Source organism: Streptomyces albicerus (genome assembly GCF_008905045.1).
Lineage (GTDB): Bacteria > Actinomycetota > Actinomycetes > Streptomycetales > Streptomycetaceae > Streptomyces > Streptomyces albicerus.
In genome coordinates this window covers 154,237-170,590 of record NZ_VWMY01000010.1, presented here as the reverse complement: position 1 = coordinate 170,590, position 16,354 = coordinate 154,237, and the positions used below count along the sequence as shown (strand labels likewise).

Sequence of the window (16,354 nt, the reverse complement as noted above, 5' to 3'; positions counted from 1 at the left end):
CATCTTGCTGAACGTACACACCAGATCACAAGGAGTGAGTTTTCAGATGCTGATAGAGAGCGAAAGTGTCCCCAGCAGCCTGCCGATCTCGCTCTGCAACCGCCGTGCCGTCGGCAGCAGTCGGTCGACATGGTGGGCCGGCAGGGAAAGTGCGATCGTGGCGGCCGTGGTACCCGCGGTGATCGGAATCGCGGCGCACATCGTGCCCAGCGCGTATTCCTGACGCTCGAGCACAGGCTGCATGCGTCTCGTCGATTCGAGGCGCCTCAGCAGGGTTCGGTCGTCACGCACCGTGTATGGAGTGATGGACTGCGCGGGGTAGCGGTCGAGGTGGTCCCGGCGGGCCTCCTCGTCGAGCTGGGACAGCAGGCACTGGCCGATCGCGTGCGCGTGGCCCGTCTCGCGGAAGTCGGCCCATTCCTCGACCGCCGGATTACCCGGGGTGTCGGCTACGCACTGGACCTCGATCTCGCCGTCGCGGTAGACCGCGTAATACACGGGCACACCGATCGAATCGCGCCAGTGGGCCAGCGCGTCGGCGACCGCGCTGCGACGTTTCTGCTGGGCACCGCTGCTGCTCAGCCGCTCGGCAGCCTCACCGAGGAAGAACAGCCCTTTCTCCCGGCGCAGATAGCCCTCGTGCGCCAGGGTGCGCAGCAGGTGGTACGCCGTGGGGAGAGCGAGCCCGGCCTCGCGGGCCAGCTGTTTCGCGGGCGCGCCGTGCTCATGGCGCGCCACGGACTCCAGGAGGCGCATCGCACGCTGCACGGATCCGATGAGAGTCGTGGGATGTGGCTCGGAGGAGGGGACGTGCGGTCCTGCGGATGCGGTGTCAACCGTGGCCAAGGGTCACTCCCGAAGCGCGAGGGGGGCCTCCCGTGCGGGGGTAACACGGGAGGGATCAGAGCGCCGCGCGCGGGGATCATCCCCGCGTCGAGTTCCGGACTTTAACCGTCTGCCACCGCTCGCAGACGGCCTGTGGCGAAAACTTCCCTCGCCCGAGGGAACCGTTGATTCCTGTTACCGGCGGCCGGTTGCCGACCGGAGGGTCGCCGGTTGACCTTGGCCGTCGCCCGACCGCGGGCCAGGCCCACCAGCGGCGGGTTTGCCGGTTCCCGCCGCGGCCGAGGCCCGCCGGAGCACCCGTCCCCCTCGCCCGCCGCCTACCAGTCGCTCCTCGAAGAGGAGCTCGACATGAACTTCCGTACGACGTAGATCAGTCCGCCGACCAGTGCCACGAAGACCAGCAGCTTGAAGAGCAGTCCAATCACGAAACCGACGACGCTCGCTATCAGGCCACCGAACACGACCAGGGCGATGACCGGCACCGCGACCCACTTAACCCACCACGGCATCCCCGCGAAGATCTCTCGCATCGCCCTTGTTCCTTGTCTCTCTGCCCGTTTCCGAGTGCTGTCTCTGCCCGTCGCCGAATGGTGACGGGTCTCGAATGTCCTGCCCTCGATGCTAGGCGCGGCAGGGGTGCCGACGGGGGCCTCGCACCCCTTGTCCTCCCCTGAACGTCCCCCTAGGGAACCCTGAGGCGGACGTCAGCTCTCCGGCGGAGAGAAGATCACCAGAATCCGCAGATCCTCGCTGATGTGGTGAAACTTGTGGGCCACCCCAGCGGGCACGTACACGACGCTGCCGCGCGCCACCTGGGTCGTCTCCATGCCGACGGTGATCGCCGCACGGCCGCTCACGACGAAGTACACCTCGTCCTGGCTGTGGGGCTGTTGCGGGTCCTGCTCGCCCGCGTCCAGCGCGTACAGGCCGACCGACATGTTCTTCTCACGCAGGAACTGGAGGTACGCGCCGTCGTTGGCGGCGCGCTCCGCCTCCAGTTCGTCCAGCCGGAATGCCTTCATCGCTCTTGTCCGCCCTTGCCCCACTGCTCGTAACCGATCTCTTCTGCCACGATCAGACACATGAAGAATTTCGTAGTCAAGACGATCGCCAACGCGGGCGCTCTGGCAGTCGCCGTGTGGCTGCTCGACAAGATCACCCTGACCGGTGACGGCACGGGCAAGAAGATCGGCACACTGCTGCTCGTCGCGCTGGTCTTCGGACTGGTGAACTTCCTGGTCAAGCCGGTCGTGAAGGTGCTCACCTTCCCGCTGTTCATCCTCACGCTCGGCCTGATCACCCTGGTGGTCAACGCCCTGATGCTGCTGCTCACCTCGTGGCTGGCGGACAAACTCGACCTGAGCTTCCACGTCGAGGGCTTCTGGACTGCCGTCCTCGGCGGCCTGATCATCTCGATCGTCTCCTGGGCGCTGAACGTCGTCCTCCCCGACAAGGACTGAGCGACCCTGATGCCCTATCGCGTGTGCTTCGTCTGTACCGGCAACATCTGCCGCTCCCCGATGGCCGAATCCGTCTTCCGCGCGCGTGTGACGGAAGCCGGACTCGACGGCCTGGTCGAGGTGGACAGTGCCGGTACAGGCGGCTGGCACGAAGGCGACGGCGCCGATCCGCGCACCGTCTCCGTCCTTGAGACGCATGGCTACGAGAGCAGCCATGCGGCCCGGCAGTTCCGGGCCGACTGGTTCTCCCGGCTCGACCTCGTCATAGCCCTCGACGCCGGCCACCTGAAGGCCCTGCGCCGCCTCGCCCTCACTCCGGAGGACTCGGAGAAGGTCCGTCTGCTGCGCTCGTACGACCCTGTCGCGGGCCACGACCTCGACGTTCCGGATCCCTACTACGGGGGTCTGGACGGCTTCGAGGAGTGCCTTGAGATGGTGGAGGCGGCGAGCCCCGGCCTGCTCGCCGCGGTGCGGGAGCACGTGAAGGGACGGGCGGCATGACAGATTCCGTTACGGGAGCCGGTGACGGTACGCGCGCGGTGCGGGCCGGTCTGCCGGAGCCCGTCAAGCACGAGCCGACCCTCCCGGGGCCGGTCTTCGCCGCCCATTTCCATCTGCCGGGCGACCCCACGGGCCCGTACACCTACGGCCGCGACGAGAACCCGACCTGGACCCATCTGGAACGCGCCATCGGCGAGCTGGAGGCGCCGGGGCGCGACGGCGTCGAGACGCTCGTCTTCGCCTCCGGCATGGCCGCTATCTCAGCGGTCGTCTTCTCGCAGCTGCGTGCCGGCGACACGGTCGTACTGCCCAGCGACGGCTACCAGGTGCTGCCACTCGTACGCGCACAGCTGGAGGCGTACGGAATCGAGGTGCGCACGGCGCCAACCCGTGGCGACGCCCAACTGGACGTCCTCGACGGGGCGAAGCTGCTGTGGATCGAGACCCCGTCGAACCCGGGGCTCGACGTGTGTGATGTGCGGCGGCTCGTCGAGGCGGCACACGCGCGTGGCTGCCTGGTCGCCGTCGACAACACCCTGGCGACCCCGCTCGGGCAGCGCCCGCTGGAGCTGGGGGCCGACTTCTCCGTGGCCAGCGGCACCAAGCAGCTCACCGGGCACGGCGACCTTCTTCTGGGGTACGTCGCCGGCGGCGATGCCTCGGCGATGGCCTCGGTGCGGCGCTGGCGCAAGATCGTCGGAGCGATTCCGGGGCCCATGGAGGCGTGGCTCGCGCACCGTTCCCTCGCCACGCTCCAGCTGCGTGTCGAACGGCAGAATGCCAACGCGCTGGTGATCGCCGAGACCCTGCGCGACTGGCCCGAGGAGACCCGGGTGCGCTACCCGGGGCTGCCCGGCGACCCCTCGTACAAGATCGCCTCGCAGCAGATGCGGCGCTTCGGGTGTGTGGTGTCGTTCACACTGCCCACGCGCGCGCGTGCCGACCGTTTTCTCGACGCGCTGCGCCTCGTCGACGACGCGACGAGTTTCGGCGGGGTGCGGTCGACGGCCGAGCGGCGCGGTCGCTGGGGCGGCGACGCGGTCCCGGAGGGATTCATCCGCTTCTCGGTCGGTGCCGAGGATCCGGAGGATCTGGTGGCGGATGTGCTGCGCGCGCTCGACGAGTCGGCGCAGTAGTAAACGCTCTCTGAGCGACCGGTTCAGTAGCCCTGCTACGTACAACGGGCGGTCCGAGCCTCCCCCCTCGTGGCTCGGACCGCCCCGGTTCTGCGCGCGAAGAACCGCGCGACCAAGGCTAGTTGACTCTGTGTCAGTGTCCAATCACCGTAGCGACAGAGACCTATCGACTTATTTATAGTTGAGGGCTTCCGGGGAGCTGGGGAGGGGAGGGACGCCATGGATCTGGCCTTGCTGCGGACCTTCGTGACCGTGCACCGGGCCGGCTCCTTCACTCGCGCGGCTGCCCTGCTCGGCCTCTCGCAGCCGGCCGTCACCTCCCAGATCCGCACCCTGGAACAGCAGCTGGGGCGCCCCCTCTTCCTGCGCCAGGCCCGCGGCGTGACCCCCACGACCATCGGCGACGAACTCGCCCACAAGGCAGCTCCGCATCTCGACGCCCTCGTGGAGATCGCCGAGACCGGCCTCGACGAGGCCTCCTCCATACGCACCCTCCACCTCGCCGGGCCGCCCGAGTTCACCGCTGAACGCGCTCTGCCCGCGCTCACCGAGCTGACCGGGGACGACGGCCAGGGCTTCGCACTCCGCGCCTCCTTCGGCAACGCCGAGGAGACACTGGAAGGGCTTTCCGCGGGGCATCACGATCTGGCCATCAGTACGGCCCGCCCGCGTGGCGCCCTGCTCACCGCGACTCCGCTCTGCGACGAGGAGCACGTCCTGGTCGCTGCCCCGCGCTGGGCCGACCGCGTCGGCTGCGGCAAGCTTCCCCACAAGGGTGCGCCCCCGCTGGAAAACTTTCCCGTGGTGGAAGTGCACGAGTCGCTGCCCTTCGTCGCCCGCTACTGGGCTTCCGTCTTCGACTCCCGCCCCGCCGCTTCGGGCACCGTCATCGTCCCCGATCTGCGTGCGGTCCTCGCCTGCGCCACCACCGGCGCGGGGCTCGCGGTGTTGCCGCGCTATCTGTGCGCTCCGGCTCTGGAGCGGGGCGACGTGGTGGAACTGATCGACCCCGCGGTGCCTCCGCTTCGTACGTACTTCCTGGTGGTACGAACCGGAACGCTGGCCATGCCGCATATCGCGCGGGCGCACGAGTGGCTGTTGCGCGCCGCCACGGACTGGTCATGACGGCAATGCTTCACCTCGTCAAGAGGGCGATGTTTCACGTGGAACCAACCGGGCCACATTTCTCCCATGACCGTCCGACCCGTGGTCAAGCGCACCGCCCGGGCCGTCCTCCTGGACGGCGACGACTTGATCCTGATCAAGCGGACCAAGCCCGGCGTCGATCCCTACTGGCTGACGCCCGGCGGCGGGGTCGAGCCGGAGGACACGACCGTCGTCGACGCGCTCCATCGTGAAGTGCACGAGGAACTCGGCGCCAAGATCACCGATGTGGTGCCCTGCTTCGTCGACACCGTCGAGCACATCGGCGAGGACGGCGGCGCGACCGGTGTGAAGGTGCAGCACTTCTTCGTCTGCCGCCTGGAATCCATGGACCCCTCGCTGCGCCATGGCCCCGAGATCGAGGAGCCCACCGGCGAGTACGAGATCGTCCGTATCCCCTTCACACGGGTGGGCATCGCCTCCGTCCATCTCGTACCGCTGTCGCTCCGGCACTATCTGGACGGGAACATCGAGGGCGTACGGGCGATGCACGCGCCCGATCTGGGCTGACGCCCGGCTCTTCAAGGGCCGGGGTGTGCGTGCCTGGCGTCGGACCCCAGCCTGCGTGGCCCGAGACGAGTCCCCTGCCTGCGCGGTCGTCGGTTCGGGTCAGTCCCCGGCCACCACGAGTTCCTCCACCGCGTCGTGCCGGATCCGTTCCGACGGGATGCCGATGTCTCTGAGCGCGTCCACTCCGCTGCGGATCATGCCGGGCGGGCCCGAGAGGTAGGCGTCGTACTCGTTCCACGGCCCGTACTCGCGTACGGCGTCGGGAAGCTGGAGGTGCGCCTGCTGGTCGACTATCGGGCGCACGGCGAGCCAGGGGTGGCTCTGCTGGAGCCGGAGCATGGTGTCGATGTCGTACAGGTCGTGATCGGTGCGGGCTCCGTAGAAGACGTCGACCGGGCGCCGCTCACCGTGCTCCGCGACATCCTCGACCAGAGCCTTTATGGGCGCTATGCCGGTGCCACCGCCCAGGCAGAGCAGACCGCTGTCGGTGGTGTGGTCGACGGTCATCGAGCCGGCCGGGGGGCCGAGCCGGATGATGTCGCCGGGGCGGGCCCGGTGCACCAGCGCGTTGGAGACCCAGCCCGCCGGAACCGCCTTCACGTGGAACGAGAGCAGTCCGTCGGAGCGGGGGGCCGAGGCGAACGAGTAGTGCCGCCAGATCCGCGGCCACCAAGGGGTCTCCAGGCTCGTGTACTGCCCGGCGAGGAAGGCGTACGGCTGGTCCGGGCGGACGGTGATGACGGCGACGTCCGGGGTCCTGAGGTCGTGCGAGATCACCTCGGCGTACCACCAGGCCGGGGCGCGCAGTTCGTCCGCGGCGGCGGCGTCGATCATGACCTGCGAGATGGTCGTGTACGCCCGGACCCAGGCGGCCTCGGTCTCCTCGTCCCAGATAGCCGCGGCGAACCGGCTGAGCGAGCCGATCAGACACTCGCCGACGGCCGGGTAGTGCTCGGGTCGCGTGCCGTACTTGCGGTGTCCGCGTCCCAGGTTCTTCAGATACGCGACCAGGATCTCGGTGTTGTCGATGTGCTCGGCCGCGGTCATCAGCGCCTTGAGCAGCCGGTCGCGCTGTGTGTCCATCGCGGCGGGGAACAGAGAGCGCAGTTCCGGGTGGCGCACGAAGAGCAGCGCATAGAAGTACGAAGTGACCTTGTCGGCCACAGGGCCCGCCTCGGCCATGGTGCGACGGATGAGGACGGCGTCGGGGGAGGCCGGCCTGGAAGGGGCGGGGACGGAGGGGGCCGCGGGGGCGGAGGTGTGGACGGACCGCTGGTCGGGGACGCGGGGCGCGGGGTCCGGCTCGGGTGCAGCGGGAGGTCCGGTCAGAGGCGGCGGGGTGGGTATCGGCTCGTGAGCCACCGCCGGTGCCTTGGTCGGGGCGCCAGGTGGGGAACTGGCGTCGGGGCTGCCCACAGGGGCGGTCATGGCGTCGGCAGTGGCCCCGTGTGCGGTGTCGGTGTCGGTGTCGGTGTCGGTGGAGCGCGCATGGCGGCCACTCGTATCAGGGGAGTCGGTGTCGGCTCGGTCGGCGTCCGAGTCGGTCTCCGCGGCCGGAGATATGCGTTGGCGGGTCGCGTCCCGGTCGCCCGTCGCCGACCTGCCGACAGGGCGCAGCGCTGCGAGTCGGTGACCCTCGGCCGTCTCTTGGTCGCCGCCCGCGGGCGGCTCCGGCGGCTTGTGCGGCGTGAACCAGCCGCCCCCGCCGTTACCCCCTGAAGTGCCGTTGTCGGCCGACGTGGTGGTCGGAGCGTCCATGGTGTGCCTCGCCTCGAACATCTTTCGGTCGGTCTGCGCACTTCCTCGGTCGGAAGATGCCTGCTTTCCCCCGCAGACTGCTTGCTTTTCCCCGTTCCGCCCCGTCGGTCAATGCGTCCACATCGAACCCCGGAATCCGGCACCCTACGGACAAGGAAGCCGAGAGTGTGACATTGGCCGCACTACCGCCATCGCAGCATCCCACCGCGCGCCAACACCCCGGTCGCGTAACCGGAAATGCGTGTCTTCGATCTCTCCGTCCCGTTAGGCTGCATTGCCCTGCGTTCGCCCTGGCGGGATGCGCGAACATCACACCGGACACGAACCGGAGTCGACCATACCGGTCACCGTCCGACGCACAAGTCCCCTCTTCCTTGCACCGGGAATTGGTAGGGCACCGGACCATCAATTCCTTCAATTACCGGGCGGGACGAACCAATTCATAGGCATCCCGAAGATCCCGCCCTACGTAGGAGTGGGTGGCAAGGCCCGCGAGATGCTGGTCCGCATTGACCGCGACGGATAGCGGAACCACCCCGAACAGGTCCCTGTCCGACATCGAGTCGCCGTACGCGACACAATCGTCCCGCCCCACCCCGAACTCCAAACAGAGCCGGTCCGCGATCCGGACCTTGGCCGCCGCGCTCAGAATCCCCGCCGGATCCACCGGCTCCGTGAACGGCACCGCGGGGAAGCGTGATCCGTACGTCGCATGGGCACCCCACCCCGTCAGCCGCTCCACGAAGAACGAGGGTGAGAGCGAGACGACGGCGCAGTAGTCGCCGCTCCCCCTGATCTCCGCCCAGACGTCCTGGATGCCCGACAGCCACGGCGCACTCGTGAAGGCCGTCGCCACATGCGCCTCGGTGAGGTCGACCCAGAGAGCGTGCACCCGCGTCGCGTACTCCGGCGGGCCTATGAGCCCCGCACCGAGCGCCTCGTCGAGCTCCACGGTCTCGGCTTCCCGTCCGAGCTGCCGGGAGATCTCCACGGGCGCCGACGTGCCGTGCAGCAACGTCCCGTCCAGATCGAAGAGATGAAGTCTCGCCATGTACGCCGAGGCTAGTACGTGGGGTTACTCCCGCTGTCAGACGTCCTCACCGCTCGCGCCCGGCACGGTGTTTCACGTGAAACTACGCCGCCCCGCACGCCGGGCCACCCTCGTCGTCCATGTAGCCGCCTCCGCAAGCTGGCTCGGGCTCACGCTCGGGCTGCTCGCGCTGGGGATCACCGCGACCACCACCGGATCCGCGGTGACCGTGGAGGCCTCCGTCCGCGCCATGAAGCTCTTCGCCGACTGGCTCCTGCTCCCCCTCGCCTTCCTCACGCTCCTGAGCGGCCTGGTGCTGTCCCTGGGCACGCAGTGGGGGCTGGCGAGGCACCGCTGGGTCTATACGAAGTTCTGGCTGACCCTGGCCACGACCACGGCAACTGTCTTCGCGCTGCGCCCCGGAGTCGGCTCCGCCGTCACCGCGGTTTCGGCGGGCGGACCACTGCCCGACGCCGGTGACGTACTGTTCGGGCCGATCGTCTCGCTGTCCGCGTATCTCTTCATGACGGTGATCTCGATCCTCAAGCCGTGGGGACTGACCCGACGCGGGCAAAGGATCCGTACGGCTGCCCGCAAATCGGTGGACGTCGAGCGCGCCCGTCAGACAGCCTGACCTGCGTGTCGACTCCTTCACCCACCTCCCTGCCCATCCGTCGTCTGACGCCTCGCGACCTCTCTGCCTGTGCCGACCTGTCCGAGAACCGGGGCTGGCCCCGCGAGGAGCACAAGTGGGGTCTGCTCCTTACGGCCGGCACGGGTTACGGCATCGACGACCCCGACGGCGGCCTCGTCACCGCCTGCATCGTGACCACGTACGGGCCTCGGGGCCGCCCCGATCTCGCGGCGATCGGCATGGTGCTGGTCGCCGAGCGGCACGCGCGCCAGGGCGTCGGACGCCGACTGATGCGGCATGTCGTCGCCGAGCTCGGCACCACCCCACTGACCTTGCACGCGACGCCGTACGGGCGCCCCCTCTACGAGGAGCTGGGCTTCAAGACCACCGGACGGGCCGAGATGGTCCGCGGCCGCTTCGTCTCCGGCAGCCCTGAGCCCGCGGTAGCCACGCGTGCGGCCACAGCCGAGGACCTCACCGCGATCCTCCGGCTCGACGAGGAGGTCTTCGGCACCGACCGCACGCCCGTGATCACGCGTCTGCCCGCCTTCGCCGACCAGTTGCGCGTCGCCGAGGAGGACGGCCGGATCATTGGCTACGGGGCCGCCTGGCCCAACATGGACAACCATGTCGTGGGCCCGCTGATCGCCCGGGACACCGAGACGGCGAAGGCGCTTATCACCTCACTGGCCACCCGCACCGACCGCGTGCTGCGTACGGACATCGACGTACGCCACGAGGAATTGCTGGTGTGGGTGAAGGAACGCGGTCTCGCCTCCACGAGTTTCAACGCGGTCATGACGTACGGCATCGCTGAATTGCCGGGCGACTGGACGCGGCGGTTCGCTCCGCTCACGGTGGCGGCGGGCTGAGCGGGCGAGGTGAGCCCGCCGGCCGGAGGGTGAGCTGAGCGGCCAACAGGAAACGCCTGCCCCGGGCGGGGCAGGCGTTTCGGTGTCTCCGGGTGCTCCTGCGCTTTCGGGTGCTCCTACGCGAGGGCCTTCACCGCGGCGGTGGCGAAGGCGTGGTCCTGCTCCGGCGCCCCGCCGCCGACTCCGATGGCGCCGACCAGGCGGCCGTCGCGGTGGACCGGGACACCGCCCGCGATGAAGAGCAGCGGGCGGTCGAGCGCGGTGGGCAGGGTGTGGAAGAGGCCGCCGGGCTGGACGGCGTCGACGAGGTCGGCGGTGGGGGTGTCCAGTTGCAGCGTCGTGTAGGCCTTGCGGGTGCTGGTCTCACCGGAGATCAGTACGGCACGGTCGTCACGCCGGAAGGCGAGCAGGTGGCCGCCCGCGTCGAGGACAGTGACGCTGACGGTCGCGTCGGCTGCTTCGGCCGCACGACGAGCGGCCGTGACAAGAGCCTCGGCGTCCTCGATGGTCAGCGGGGCGACGGTGGTGGTGCTCATGAGGGAGTTTCTCCTTGTGGGTGGTGCTGTGGGGAAGGTAGTGGCTGTCGAGAGTGCGGTCGGACGCGGGGACGGCCCTGGCCCCACGGCTGACCATGTCCGGGCCCTGTTCCGGGCCCTATGCGGTCCAGGAAGCGCGTCAGTGCTGGACAGCGGCCTTCTGCGCCACGGACTTCGTGGACTTCGCGGGCTCCGCCCCGGCGACGACCAAGCCGACGTCGTCGGTCGTGTCCGAGGCGTCGGTCCGGCGCTCCAGGGCGGCCGAGAGCACGGCGAGCACCAGGGCAGCGGCGGCGAGAACGGCACCGACCCAGTTGGGGGCGGTGTAGCCCAGGCCTGCCGCGATCACGAGACCGCCGAGCCAGGCAGAGAGGGCGTTGCCGAGGTTGAAGGCGCCGATGTTCACGGCAGAGGCGAGCGTCGGGGCGCCGTGCGCCTGGTCGAGCACCCGCTTCTGGAGCGGCGGCACGGTGGCGAACCCGAGGGCACCGATCAGCGTGATGGTCACGGCTGCCGCGATCTTGTTGTGCGCGGTCAGCGTGAACAGGGCGAGTACGACCGCGAGGGCGCCCAGAGAGACGTACAGCATCGGCATCAGGGCGCGGTCGGCGAACCTGCCGCCGACGAGGTTGCCGCCGACCATGCCGAGGCCGAAGAGGACGAGGAGCCAGGTGACCGACCCCTCGGCGAAGCCGGCGACGTTCGTCATCATCGGCGCGATGTAGGTGATCGCTGCGAAGACCCCGCCGAAGCCGAGGACGGTCATCGCCATGGCGAGCAGCACTTGGACGTTCTTGAACGCGGCCAGCTCGTGGCGCAGGCGCACGCCTTCCGGCCTGGGCATGTCGGGGACGAGCTTGGCGATGCCCGCCAAGCCGATGACGCCCAGGACGGCGACGCCGGCGAAGGTGACACGCCAGCCGACCGACTGTCCGATGAGGGTGCCCAGCGGTACGCCGACGACGTTGGCGACGGTCAGTCCCGTGAACATCATCGCGATGGCGCCGGCCTTCTTGTCGGGCGCGACCAGGTCCGCGGCGACGACCGAGCCGATGCCGAAGAAGGCTCCGTGCGCGAGTGAGGCGACCACACGCCCGATCAGCATCACGGAGAAGGCGGGAGCAACGGCGGACAGCAGGTTGCCGACGATGAACAGTCCCATCAGCAGCATCAGCATCCGCTTGCGGGACACCTTGGTGCCGAGGACGGTCATGAGCGGGGCGCCGAACATGACGCCGAGCGCGTAGCCGGTCACGAGGAACCCGGCCGTGGGGATGGAGACACCGAAGTCACCCGCGACCTCGGGCAGCAAGCCCATGATCACGAACTCGGTGGTTCCGATTCCGAAGGCCCCGATCGCGAGGGCCAGTAGCGCGAGAGGCATGGGGAGAGCCTTCCCAGAAGATTGCAGGAGCGCTTTACGTGCGTTCACAATAGTTGCAGACGCGGGCTACATGCAAACGCAGGCTATTGCGATTGTGCTCTACCCTGGTCTCAGCCGCTCCGGGACGGAGGAAAACGCCATGACAGCGACGGACCCCGCGCTCACCGCCCTCGCCCAGGGCTGGTGCGCCCTCTCTCTGCTGCACGGGAGGATCGAGGCGCACATCGAACGGGCCTTGCAGAGCAAGCACGGCCTGAGCGTGCGCGAGTACTCCCTGCTCGACGTCCTCAGCCGCCAGCACGACGGCGACGGCGGCCATCTGCAGATGAAGCAGGTCGCCGACGCGGTGGTCCTCAGCCAGAGCGCCACCACGCGTCTGGTGACCCGTCTCGAGGACCGGGGGCTGCTGTCGCGCTATCTGTGCCCGACCGACCGCCGCGGCATCTACACGAACGTCAGCGAGGCGGGACTCACGCTTCTCGAGGAGGCCCGGCCCTCCAACGACGCCGCCCTGCGCGAGGCGCTCGACGAAGCGGCCAAGAACCCCGAACTGGCGCCGCTGGTCCGCGTCGTGGAGTCGGCGAGCGTACCCACGCCCGTGTAGGACGTGTCCGCCGAGGGAGTGTTCTGCGTCAGAGGCGTCTGCCGAGGGAGGGTTCTGCGTCGGGGATGGCTGCATAAGCTGCCGCCATGGGAGATCTTGAGATACGCCCGGCCGTCGCGGAGGACGTCCCCGCCATCGTCGCCATGCTCGCCGACGATCCACTGGGCGCCCAGCGTGAGTCCCCGGACGACCTGACGCCGTATCTGACCGCCCTGGAGCGCCTGAGCCGGGATCCGAACCAGCACCTGGTGGTCGCTGTGCGCGAGGGCCGCGTCGTCGGCACACTGCAGCTCACGATCATCCCCGGGCTGTCACGCAAGGGGGCGACCCGCTCGATCATTGAAGGCGTACGTGTCCATGCCGACGAGCGCGGGAGCGGTCTCGGTACGCGGTTCATCGAGTGGGCCGTCGACCGGTCCCGGAGCAAGGGCTGCCAGTTGGTGCAATTGACCTCCGACGTCACCCGCACCGATGCCCATCGGTTCTACGAACGACTCGGCTTCACGGCATCGCACGTGGGGTTCAAACTGCAGCTCTGAGACGCCCCCTGGCGACAGCAGATCTGTACACCCCGGTACGGCGGGAGGAGTCCTGTTTCACGTGAAACAGGACTCCTCCCGCCGTACATGCTCTCGTCGCCCATGGCGCCAATCGCCGGGGCGCGGCTATCGGATCCCGCGCCACCCCTCGGGATCCACCCCACCCGGCACCGGAGCCCCCTCCTCGTACGGCTGCCGCGTGAACACGAACGACCCGAGGTCCAGGTGGCTCACCGACCCGTCGGGACGCTGTACGGCCTTCAGGAGCTCGCCCGCGTAGTAGCCGTCGAGTCCCGTCCAGGTCCCGTCTCCATTGGCCCGGAAGCGCGAGCGCCGCCCGTTGCCGACCAGGGGCCCGAGCGAGACACCCCCGTTGACAGTGAGACGCAGCGCGAAAGCGTGCGTCCCCCAGTACCACGGCCCCGCCAATTCCAGTACGGACCGGTCCACTTCGGGCAACGGCCGCCACGGCTCGGGCATCCGGGGCTCGGCCTCGGCGACGAGGCGTACGAGATCGGCGGCAACCGTCGACACCAGCGGGCCGGAAGTGCAGTTGGTGAGCACGACGGCGGCCAAGTCGTCCTCCACACTGATCATGAGACCGGCGAGGAAGCCCGGAAGAGAGCCACCGTGCCCCACTAGGGTCCGCCCGTCCCGGTGCTGGATCTGCAGGCCGAGGCCGTAGGCGCTGCCGGACGCCACGTCTTCGATTTCGGCCGGCGCGGCGGGCGTACGCATCTCGCGTACCGACTCCGCGCTCAGCACTCGGTCGTCGCCCTTGGCCAGGAAGGCAGCGAAGCGCGCCAAATCACCTGTGGTGGACCAGAGTTGACCGGCCGGAGCCATCCGGCCCAGGTCCTCGACGGGCTCCGGCAGCATCACGTCAGCCCAGGGATGTACGGCCCAGCCGCCCGCGTGCGGTGCCCGAGGCTGCGCGCCCGTACGGTGCAGCCCAAGCGGTTCGAGCACCTCGCTCCGCAGGACCTCCTCCCATGCGGCGCCCCTCAGCTCCTCGACCAGCGCGCCCAGCAACGTATAGCCGGGGTTCGAGTAGTGGAACCGTCGTCCGACGGGATGCCGGTGAGGCTGCTCACCCAGCACGTCGACGAGCTCGGGGCGCAGCGATCCTGGGGTGCGCTCCCACCAAGGGGCGGGTGACTCGGCCGCCAAACCGCCCGTGTGCGCCAGGAGTTCGGCGATCGTCGCCTCCCCCGCACCAGTGCCCGGAAGGTGCTTCTCCAGCGGATCACCCAGGTCCAGCACGCCCTCGTCGCGCAGCCGCAGTACCAGGACGGCGGTGAATGTCTTGGTGATCGAACCGATCCGGTACTGCACGTTCTCGTCCGGCCCGTGCCCGTCCACCGAGGTGCGGGACCCGTGCCACACCGTCTCCCCATCCCGGACGACCGCCGCCACCAGCGACGGCGCCCGCCCTTCGGCCTGAGCGGTGGCGATTCGGTGCAGCAGGGCCCGGCGCGTGGTGGGAAGCAGCTCTTCCACAGGTGTCGTCGTCATGGCCCAAGTCCACCTGCCCCGACGTCCCACGTCGAGCGCATTTGTGCCCGGACGGCTCAGGTCTGTGCCATGTCCACGAAGCGTGAGTAGTGGCCCTGGAAGGCGACCGTGATCGTGGCCGTCGGGCCGTTACGGTGCTTGCCCACGATGATGTCCGCCTCGCCCGCGCGCGGCGACTCCTTCTCGTACGCGTCCTCGCGGTGCAAGAGGATCACCATGTCCGCGTCCTGCTCGATGGACCCGGATTCACGCAGGTCGGAGACCATGGGCTTCTTGTCCGTGCGCTGCTCGGGGCCACGGTTCAGCTGGGACAGCGCGATCACCGGCAGCTCCAGCTCCTTGGCCAGCAGCTTCAGGTTTCGCGACATGTCGGAGACTTCCTGCTGCCGGCTCTCGGACCGCTTGGAGCCGCCCGACTGCATCAGCTGGAGATAGTCGATGACGACCAGCTTCAGGTCGCTGCGCTGTTTGAGGCGGCGGCACTTGGCGCGGATCTCCATCATCGACAGGTTCGGGGAGTCGTCGATGTAGAGCGGGGCGGCTGAGACGTCCGGCATCCGGCGCGCAAGCCGGGTCCAGTCCTCGTCGGTCATCGTGCCGGACCGCATGTGGTGCAGGGCCACGCGCGCCTCCGCGGACAGCAGACGCATCGCGATCTCGTTGCGGCCCATTTCGAGCGAGAAGATCACGCTCGGCATGTTGTGTTTGATCGAGCAGGTCCGTGCGAAGTCCAGCGCCAGCGTCGACTTACCCATGGCGGGACGGGCCGCGATGATGATCATCTGGCCCGGGTGCAGGCCATTGGTGAGCTGGTCGAGGTCGGTGAAGCCGGTTGGCACACCGGTCATCTCCCCCGACCGCGAGCCGATCGCCTCGATCTCGTCGAGCGCGCCCTCCATGATGTCGCCGAGCGGCAGATAGTCCTCAGTGGTGCGCTGCTCGGTGACCGCGTAGATCTCGGCCTGGGCGCTGTTGACGATCTCGTCCACGTCGCCGTCGGCCGCGTAACCCATCTGCGTGATGCGTGTACCAGCCTCGACCAGGCGACGCAGCACCGCGCGCTCGTGGACGATCTCCGCGTAGTACTCGGCGTTCGCCGCCGTCGGAACCGTCTGGACCAGAGTGTGCAGATACGACGCGCCGCCGACCTTCGTGATCTCGCCGCGCTTGGTGAGCTCGGCGGCGATCGTGATCGGGTCGGCCGGCTCGCCCTTCGCGTAGAGGTCGAGGATCGCGCTGTAGATGGTCTCGTGGGCAGGCCGGTAGAAGTCGTGACCCTTGAGCACCTCGACGACGTCGGCGATGGCGTCCTTCGAGAGCAGCATGCCGCCGAGGACGGACTGTTCGGCGTCCAGGTCCTGCGGCGGCACGCGCTCGAAGGACGAACCTCCGCCGTCCCAGGCACCGCCGTCCGGACCGCGGTCGTGCTGGTCGTCTCGGCCCCGGCCACCGTCGCGGCGCTGGCGGGAGGCGGGCAGACGATCACTGGGACCGCTGTCGGCCCACGGATCGTCCAAGGGCTCGGAAATACTCACCGGGCCACCTCCTCCCGTCCGCAGCGCGGATCTCGCCGTGCCCCTCAATTCCTACGGCACGACACTGACAAATGAGATGCCCAACTCCGGTTCTGACGCGTCGGTTTTGCGAGGTTTCCGAGGACGGAGGAGGGAGCGGGCGCCGCACCACGGTAGGCCCGCGGGCACCGTCAGCCAATCTGGTTATCCACAGGCCATGTGGACGACGGCCCCGATGCTGTGGAGAACCCGGCAAAACCTGTGCACGACCCGGTGGACAGGCCTGTGAACAAGCACTCAGCCCCTTTTCCACACCCGCTCTGACCTGCTTATATCCCGTCCACCGGCTGT

At 68.8% G+C, this 16,354-nt stretch carries 18 protein-coding genes; 9 read left to right on the top strand and 9 right to left on the bottom strand.

The window, feature by feature from the left end:
- Positions 1–42: 42 nt before the first annotated feature.
- The 3 genes from GAS53_RS10975 to GAS53_RS10965 all read right to left on the bottom strand — a co-directional run bounded on the left by GAS53_RS10975 (position 43) and on the right by GAS53_RS10965 (position 1,868).
- Positions 43–768: an IclR family transcriptional regulator gene (locus GAS53_RS10975; RefSeq protein ID WP_151477294.1), complete on the bottom strand. Its 726-nt coding sequence runs from the start codon at positions 766–768 to the stop codon at positions 43–45.
- 395 nt (positions 769–1,163) lie between these two features.
- Positions 1,164–1,376: a DUF5326 family protein gene (locus tag GAS53_RS10970; RefSeq protein ID WP_151477293.1), complete on the bottom strand. Its 213-nt coding sequence runs from the start codon at positions 1,374–1,376 to the stop codon at positions 1,164–1,166.
- 174 nt (positions 1,377–1,550) lie between these two features.
- On the bottom strand, positions 1,551–1,868 hold the full coding sequence (locus GAS53_RS10965; RefSeq protein WP_151477292.1) for a cupin domain-containing protein: 318 nt from the start codon (positions 1,866–1,868) through the stop codon (positions 1,551–1,553).
- Between the two features lie 60 nt (positions 1,869–1,928).
- Between GAS53_RS10965 and GAS53_RS10960 the strand changes: the two genes are divergently transcribed.
- The 5 genes from GAS53_RS10960 (at position 1,929) to GAS53_RS10940 (ending at position 5,617) form a co-directional block, all read left to right on the top strand.
- Entirely contained in the window at positions 1,929–2,306 is a 378-nt protein-coding gene (locus GAS53_RS10960; RefSeq protein WP_151477291.1) for a phage holin family protein, read from the top strand.
- Positions 2,307–2,315: 9 nt separating this feature from the next.
- Positions 2,316–2,807 (top strand): low molecular weight protein-tyrosine-phosphatase, encoded by a 492-nt coding sequence (locus GAS53_RS10955; protein ID WP_151477290.1) that lies wholly within the window; start codon positions 2,316–2,318, stop codon positions 2,805–2,807.
- Positions 2,804–3,943: a cystathionine gamma-lyase gene (locus GAS53_RS10950; protein ID WP_151477289.1), complete on the top strand. Its 1,140-nt coding sequence runs from the start codon at positions 2,804–2,806 to the stop codon at positions 3,941–3,943. Before GAS53_RS10955 ends, GAS53_RS10950 begins: the two co-directional genes overlap by 4 nt.
- 219 nt (positions 3,944–4,162) lie before the next feature.
- Positions 4,163–5,068 carry a LysR family transcriptional regulator gene (locus GAS53_RS10945; RefSeq protein WP_151477288.1) on the top strand — a complete coding sequence of 302 codons (906 nt, stop codon included), beginning with the start codon at positions 4,163–4,165 and terminating at the stop codon, positions 5,066–5,068.
- A 66-nt stretch (positions 5,069–5,134) separates the two neighbouring features.
- On the top strand, positions 5,135–5,617 hold the full coding sequence (locus tag GAS53_RS10940) for an NUDIX domain-containing protein (protein ID WP_151477287.1): 483 nt from the start codon (positions 5,135–5,137) through the stop codon (positions 5,615–5,617).
- 99 nt (positions 5,618–5,716) lie between these two features.
- On the opposite strand, the gene GAS53_RS10935 is transcribed toward GAS53_RS10940, so the two are convergent.
- Together GAS53_RS10935 and GAS53_RS10930 are read right to left on the bottom strand one after the other, a co-directional pair.
- Positions 5,717–7,375 carry a globin domain-containing protein gene (locus GAS53_RS10935; RefSeq protein WP_225858854.1) on the bottom strand — a complete coding sequence of 553 codons (1,659 nt, stop codon included), beginning with the start codon at positions 7,373–7,375 and terminating at the stop codon, positions 5,717–5,719.
- Between the two features lie 418 nt (positions 7,376–7,793).
- Positions 7,794–8,426, bottom strand: a complete 633-nt coding sequence (locus GAS53_RS10930) for an HAD family hydrolase (RefSeq protein ID WP_151477285.1) — start codon at positions 8,424–8,426, stop codon at positions 7,794–7,796.
- 76 nt (positions 8,427–8,502) lie between these two features.
- Here GAS53_RS10930 and GAS53_RS10925 point away from each other — a divergent pair, with 76 nt between their 5' ends.
- Together GAS53_RS10925 and GAS53_RS10920 are read left to right on the top strand one after the other, a co-directional pair.
- Complete coding sequence (locus tag GAS53_RS10925) at positions 8,503–9,039, top strand: DUF2269 domain-containing protein (RefSeq protein WP_151477284.1); 537 nt, start codon at positions 8,503–8,505, stop codon at positions 9,037–9,039.
- A gap of 5 nt (positions 9,040–9,044) precedes the next feature.
- Positions 9,045–9,911 carry a GNAT family N-acetyltransferase gene (locus GAS53_RS10920; RefSeq protein ID WP_151477283.1) on the top strand — a complete coding sequence of 289 codons (867 nt, stop codon included), beginning with the start codon at positions 9,045–9,047 and terminating at the stop codon, positions 9,909–9,911.
- A 116-nt stretch (positions 9,912–10,027) separates the two neighbouring features.
- Here the strand turns inward: GAS53_RS10920 and GAS53_RS10915 are convergent, their stop codons facing one another.
- Both GAS53_RS10915 and GAS53_RS10910 read right to left on the bottom strand, forming a co-directional pair.
- Positions 10,028–10,447 carry a GlcG/HbpS family heme-binding protein gene (locus tag GAS53_RS10915; protein ID WP_151477282.1) on the bottom strand — a complete coding sequence of 140 codons (420 nt, stop codon included), beginning with the start codon at positions 10,445–10,447 and terminating at the stop codon, positions 10,028–10,030.
- A 139-nt stretch (positions 10,448–10,586) separates the two neighbouring features.
- Positions 10,587–11,831 carry an MFS transporter gene (locus tag GAS53_RS10910; protein WP_151477281.1) on the bottom strand — a complete coding sequence of 415 codons (1,245 nt, stop codon included), beginning with the start codon at positions 11,829–11,831 and terminating at the stop codon, positions 10,587–10,589.
- A 139-nt stretch (positions 11,832–11,970) separates the two neighbouring features.
- On the opposite strand from GAS53_RS10910, the gene GAS53_RS10905 reads away from it, so the two are divergent.
- On the top strand, positions 11,971–12,435 hold the full coding sequence (locus tag GAS53_RS10905; protein ID WP_151477280.1) for a MarR family winged helix-turn-helix transcriptional regulator: 465 nt from the start codon (positions 11,971–11,973) through the stop codon (positions 12,433–12,435).
- Between the two features lie 86 nt (positions 12,436–12,521).
- Positions 12,522–12,974, top strand: coding sequence for a GNAT family N-acetyltransferase (locus GAS53_RS10900; RefSeq protein ID WP_151477279.1), 453 nt, complete (start codon positions 12,522–12,524; stop codon positions 12,972–12,974).
- A gap of 126 nt (positions 12,975–13,100) precedes the next feature.
- On the opposite strand, the gene GAS53_RS10895 is transcribed toward GAS53_RS10900, so the two are convergent.
- Both GAS53_RS10895 and dnaB read right to left on the bottom strand, forming a co-directional pair.
- On the bottom strand, positions 13,101–14,489 hold the full coding sequence (locus GAS53_RS10895) for a serine hydrolase domain-containing protein (RefSeq protein ID WP_151477278.1): 1,389 nt from the start codon (positions 14,487–14,489) through the stop codon (positions 13,101–13,103).
- Between the two features lie 56 nt (positions 14,490–14,545).
- The gene (dnaB, locus tag GAS53_RS10890; RefSeq protein WP_151477277.1) at positions 14,546–16,024 is read right to left on the bottom strand and encodes a replicative DNA helicase; all 1,479 of its coding nucleotides are present in this window, start codon (positions 16,022–16,024) and stop codon (positions 14,546–14,548) included.
- Positions 16,025–16,354: the final 330 nt, after the last annotated feature.

Bases quoted from the DNA above. Each gene is read 5' to 3' on its own strand.
- GAS53_RS10970 (WP_151477293.1), bottom strand. From the start codon at position 1,376: ATGCGAGAGATCTTCGCGGGGATGCCGTGGTGGGTTAAGTGGGTCGCG.
- GAS53_RS10965 (WP_151477292.1), bottom strand. From the start codon at position 1,868: ATGAAGGCATTCCGGCTGGACGAACTGGAGGCGGAGCGCGCCGCCAAC.
- GAS53_RS10960 (WP_151477291.1), top strand. From the start codon at position 1,929: ATGAAGAATTTCGTAGTCAAGACGATCGCCAACGCGGGCGCTCTGGCA.
- GAS53_RS10955 (WP_151477290.1), top strand. From the start codon at position 2,316: ATGCCCTATCGCGTGTGCTTCGTCTGTACCGGCAACATCTGCCGCTCC.
- GAS53_RS10950 (WP_151477289.1), top strand. From the start codon at position 2,804: ATGACAGATTCCGTTACGGGAGCCGGTGACGGTACGCGCGCGGTGCGG.
- GAS53_RS10945 (WP_151477288.1), top strand. From the start codon at position 4,163: ATGGATCTGGCCTTGCTGCGGACCTTCGTGACCGTGCACCGGGCCGGC.
- GAS53_RS10940 (WP_151477287.1), top strand. From the start codon at position 5,135: ATGACCGTCCGACCCGTGGTCAAGCGCACCGCCCGGGCCGTCCTCCTG.
- GAS53_RS10935 (WP_225858854.1), bottom strand. From the start codon at position 7,375: ATGGACGCTCCGACCACCACGTCGGCCGACAACGGCACTTCAGGGGGT.
- GAS53_RS10930 (WP_151477285.1), bottom strand. From the start codon at position 8,426: ATGGCGAGACTTCATCTCTTCGATCTGGACGGGACGTTGCTGCACGGC.
- GAS53_RS10915 (WP_151477282.1), bottom strand. From the start codon at position 10,447: ATGAGCACCACCACCGTCGCCCCGCTGACCATCGAGGACGCCGAGGCT.
- GAS53_RS10910 (WP_151477281.1), bottom strand. From the start codon at position 11,831: ATGCCTCTCGCGCTACTGGCCCTCGCGATCGGGGCCTTCGGAATCGGA.
- GAS53_RS10905 (WP_151477280.1), top strand. From the start codon at position 11,971: ATGACAGCGACGGACCCCGCGCTCACCGCCCTCGCCCAGGGCTGGTGC.
- GAS53_RS10900 (WP_151477279.1), top strand. From the start codon at position 12,522: ATGGGAGATCTTGAGATACGCCCGGCCGTCGCGGAGGACGTCCCCGCC.
- GAS53_RS10895 (WP_151477278.1), bottom strand. From the start codon at position 14,489: ATGACGACGACACCTGTGGAAGAGCTGCTTCCCACCACGCGCCGGGCC.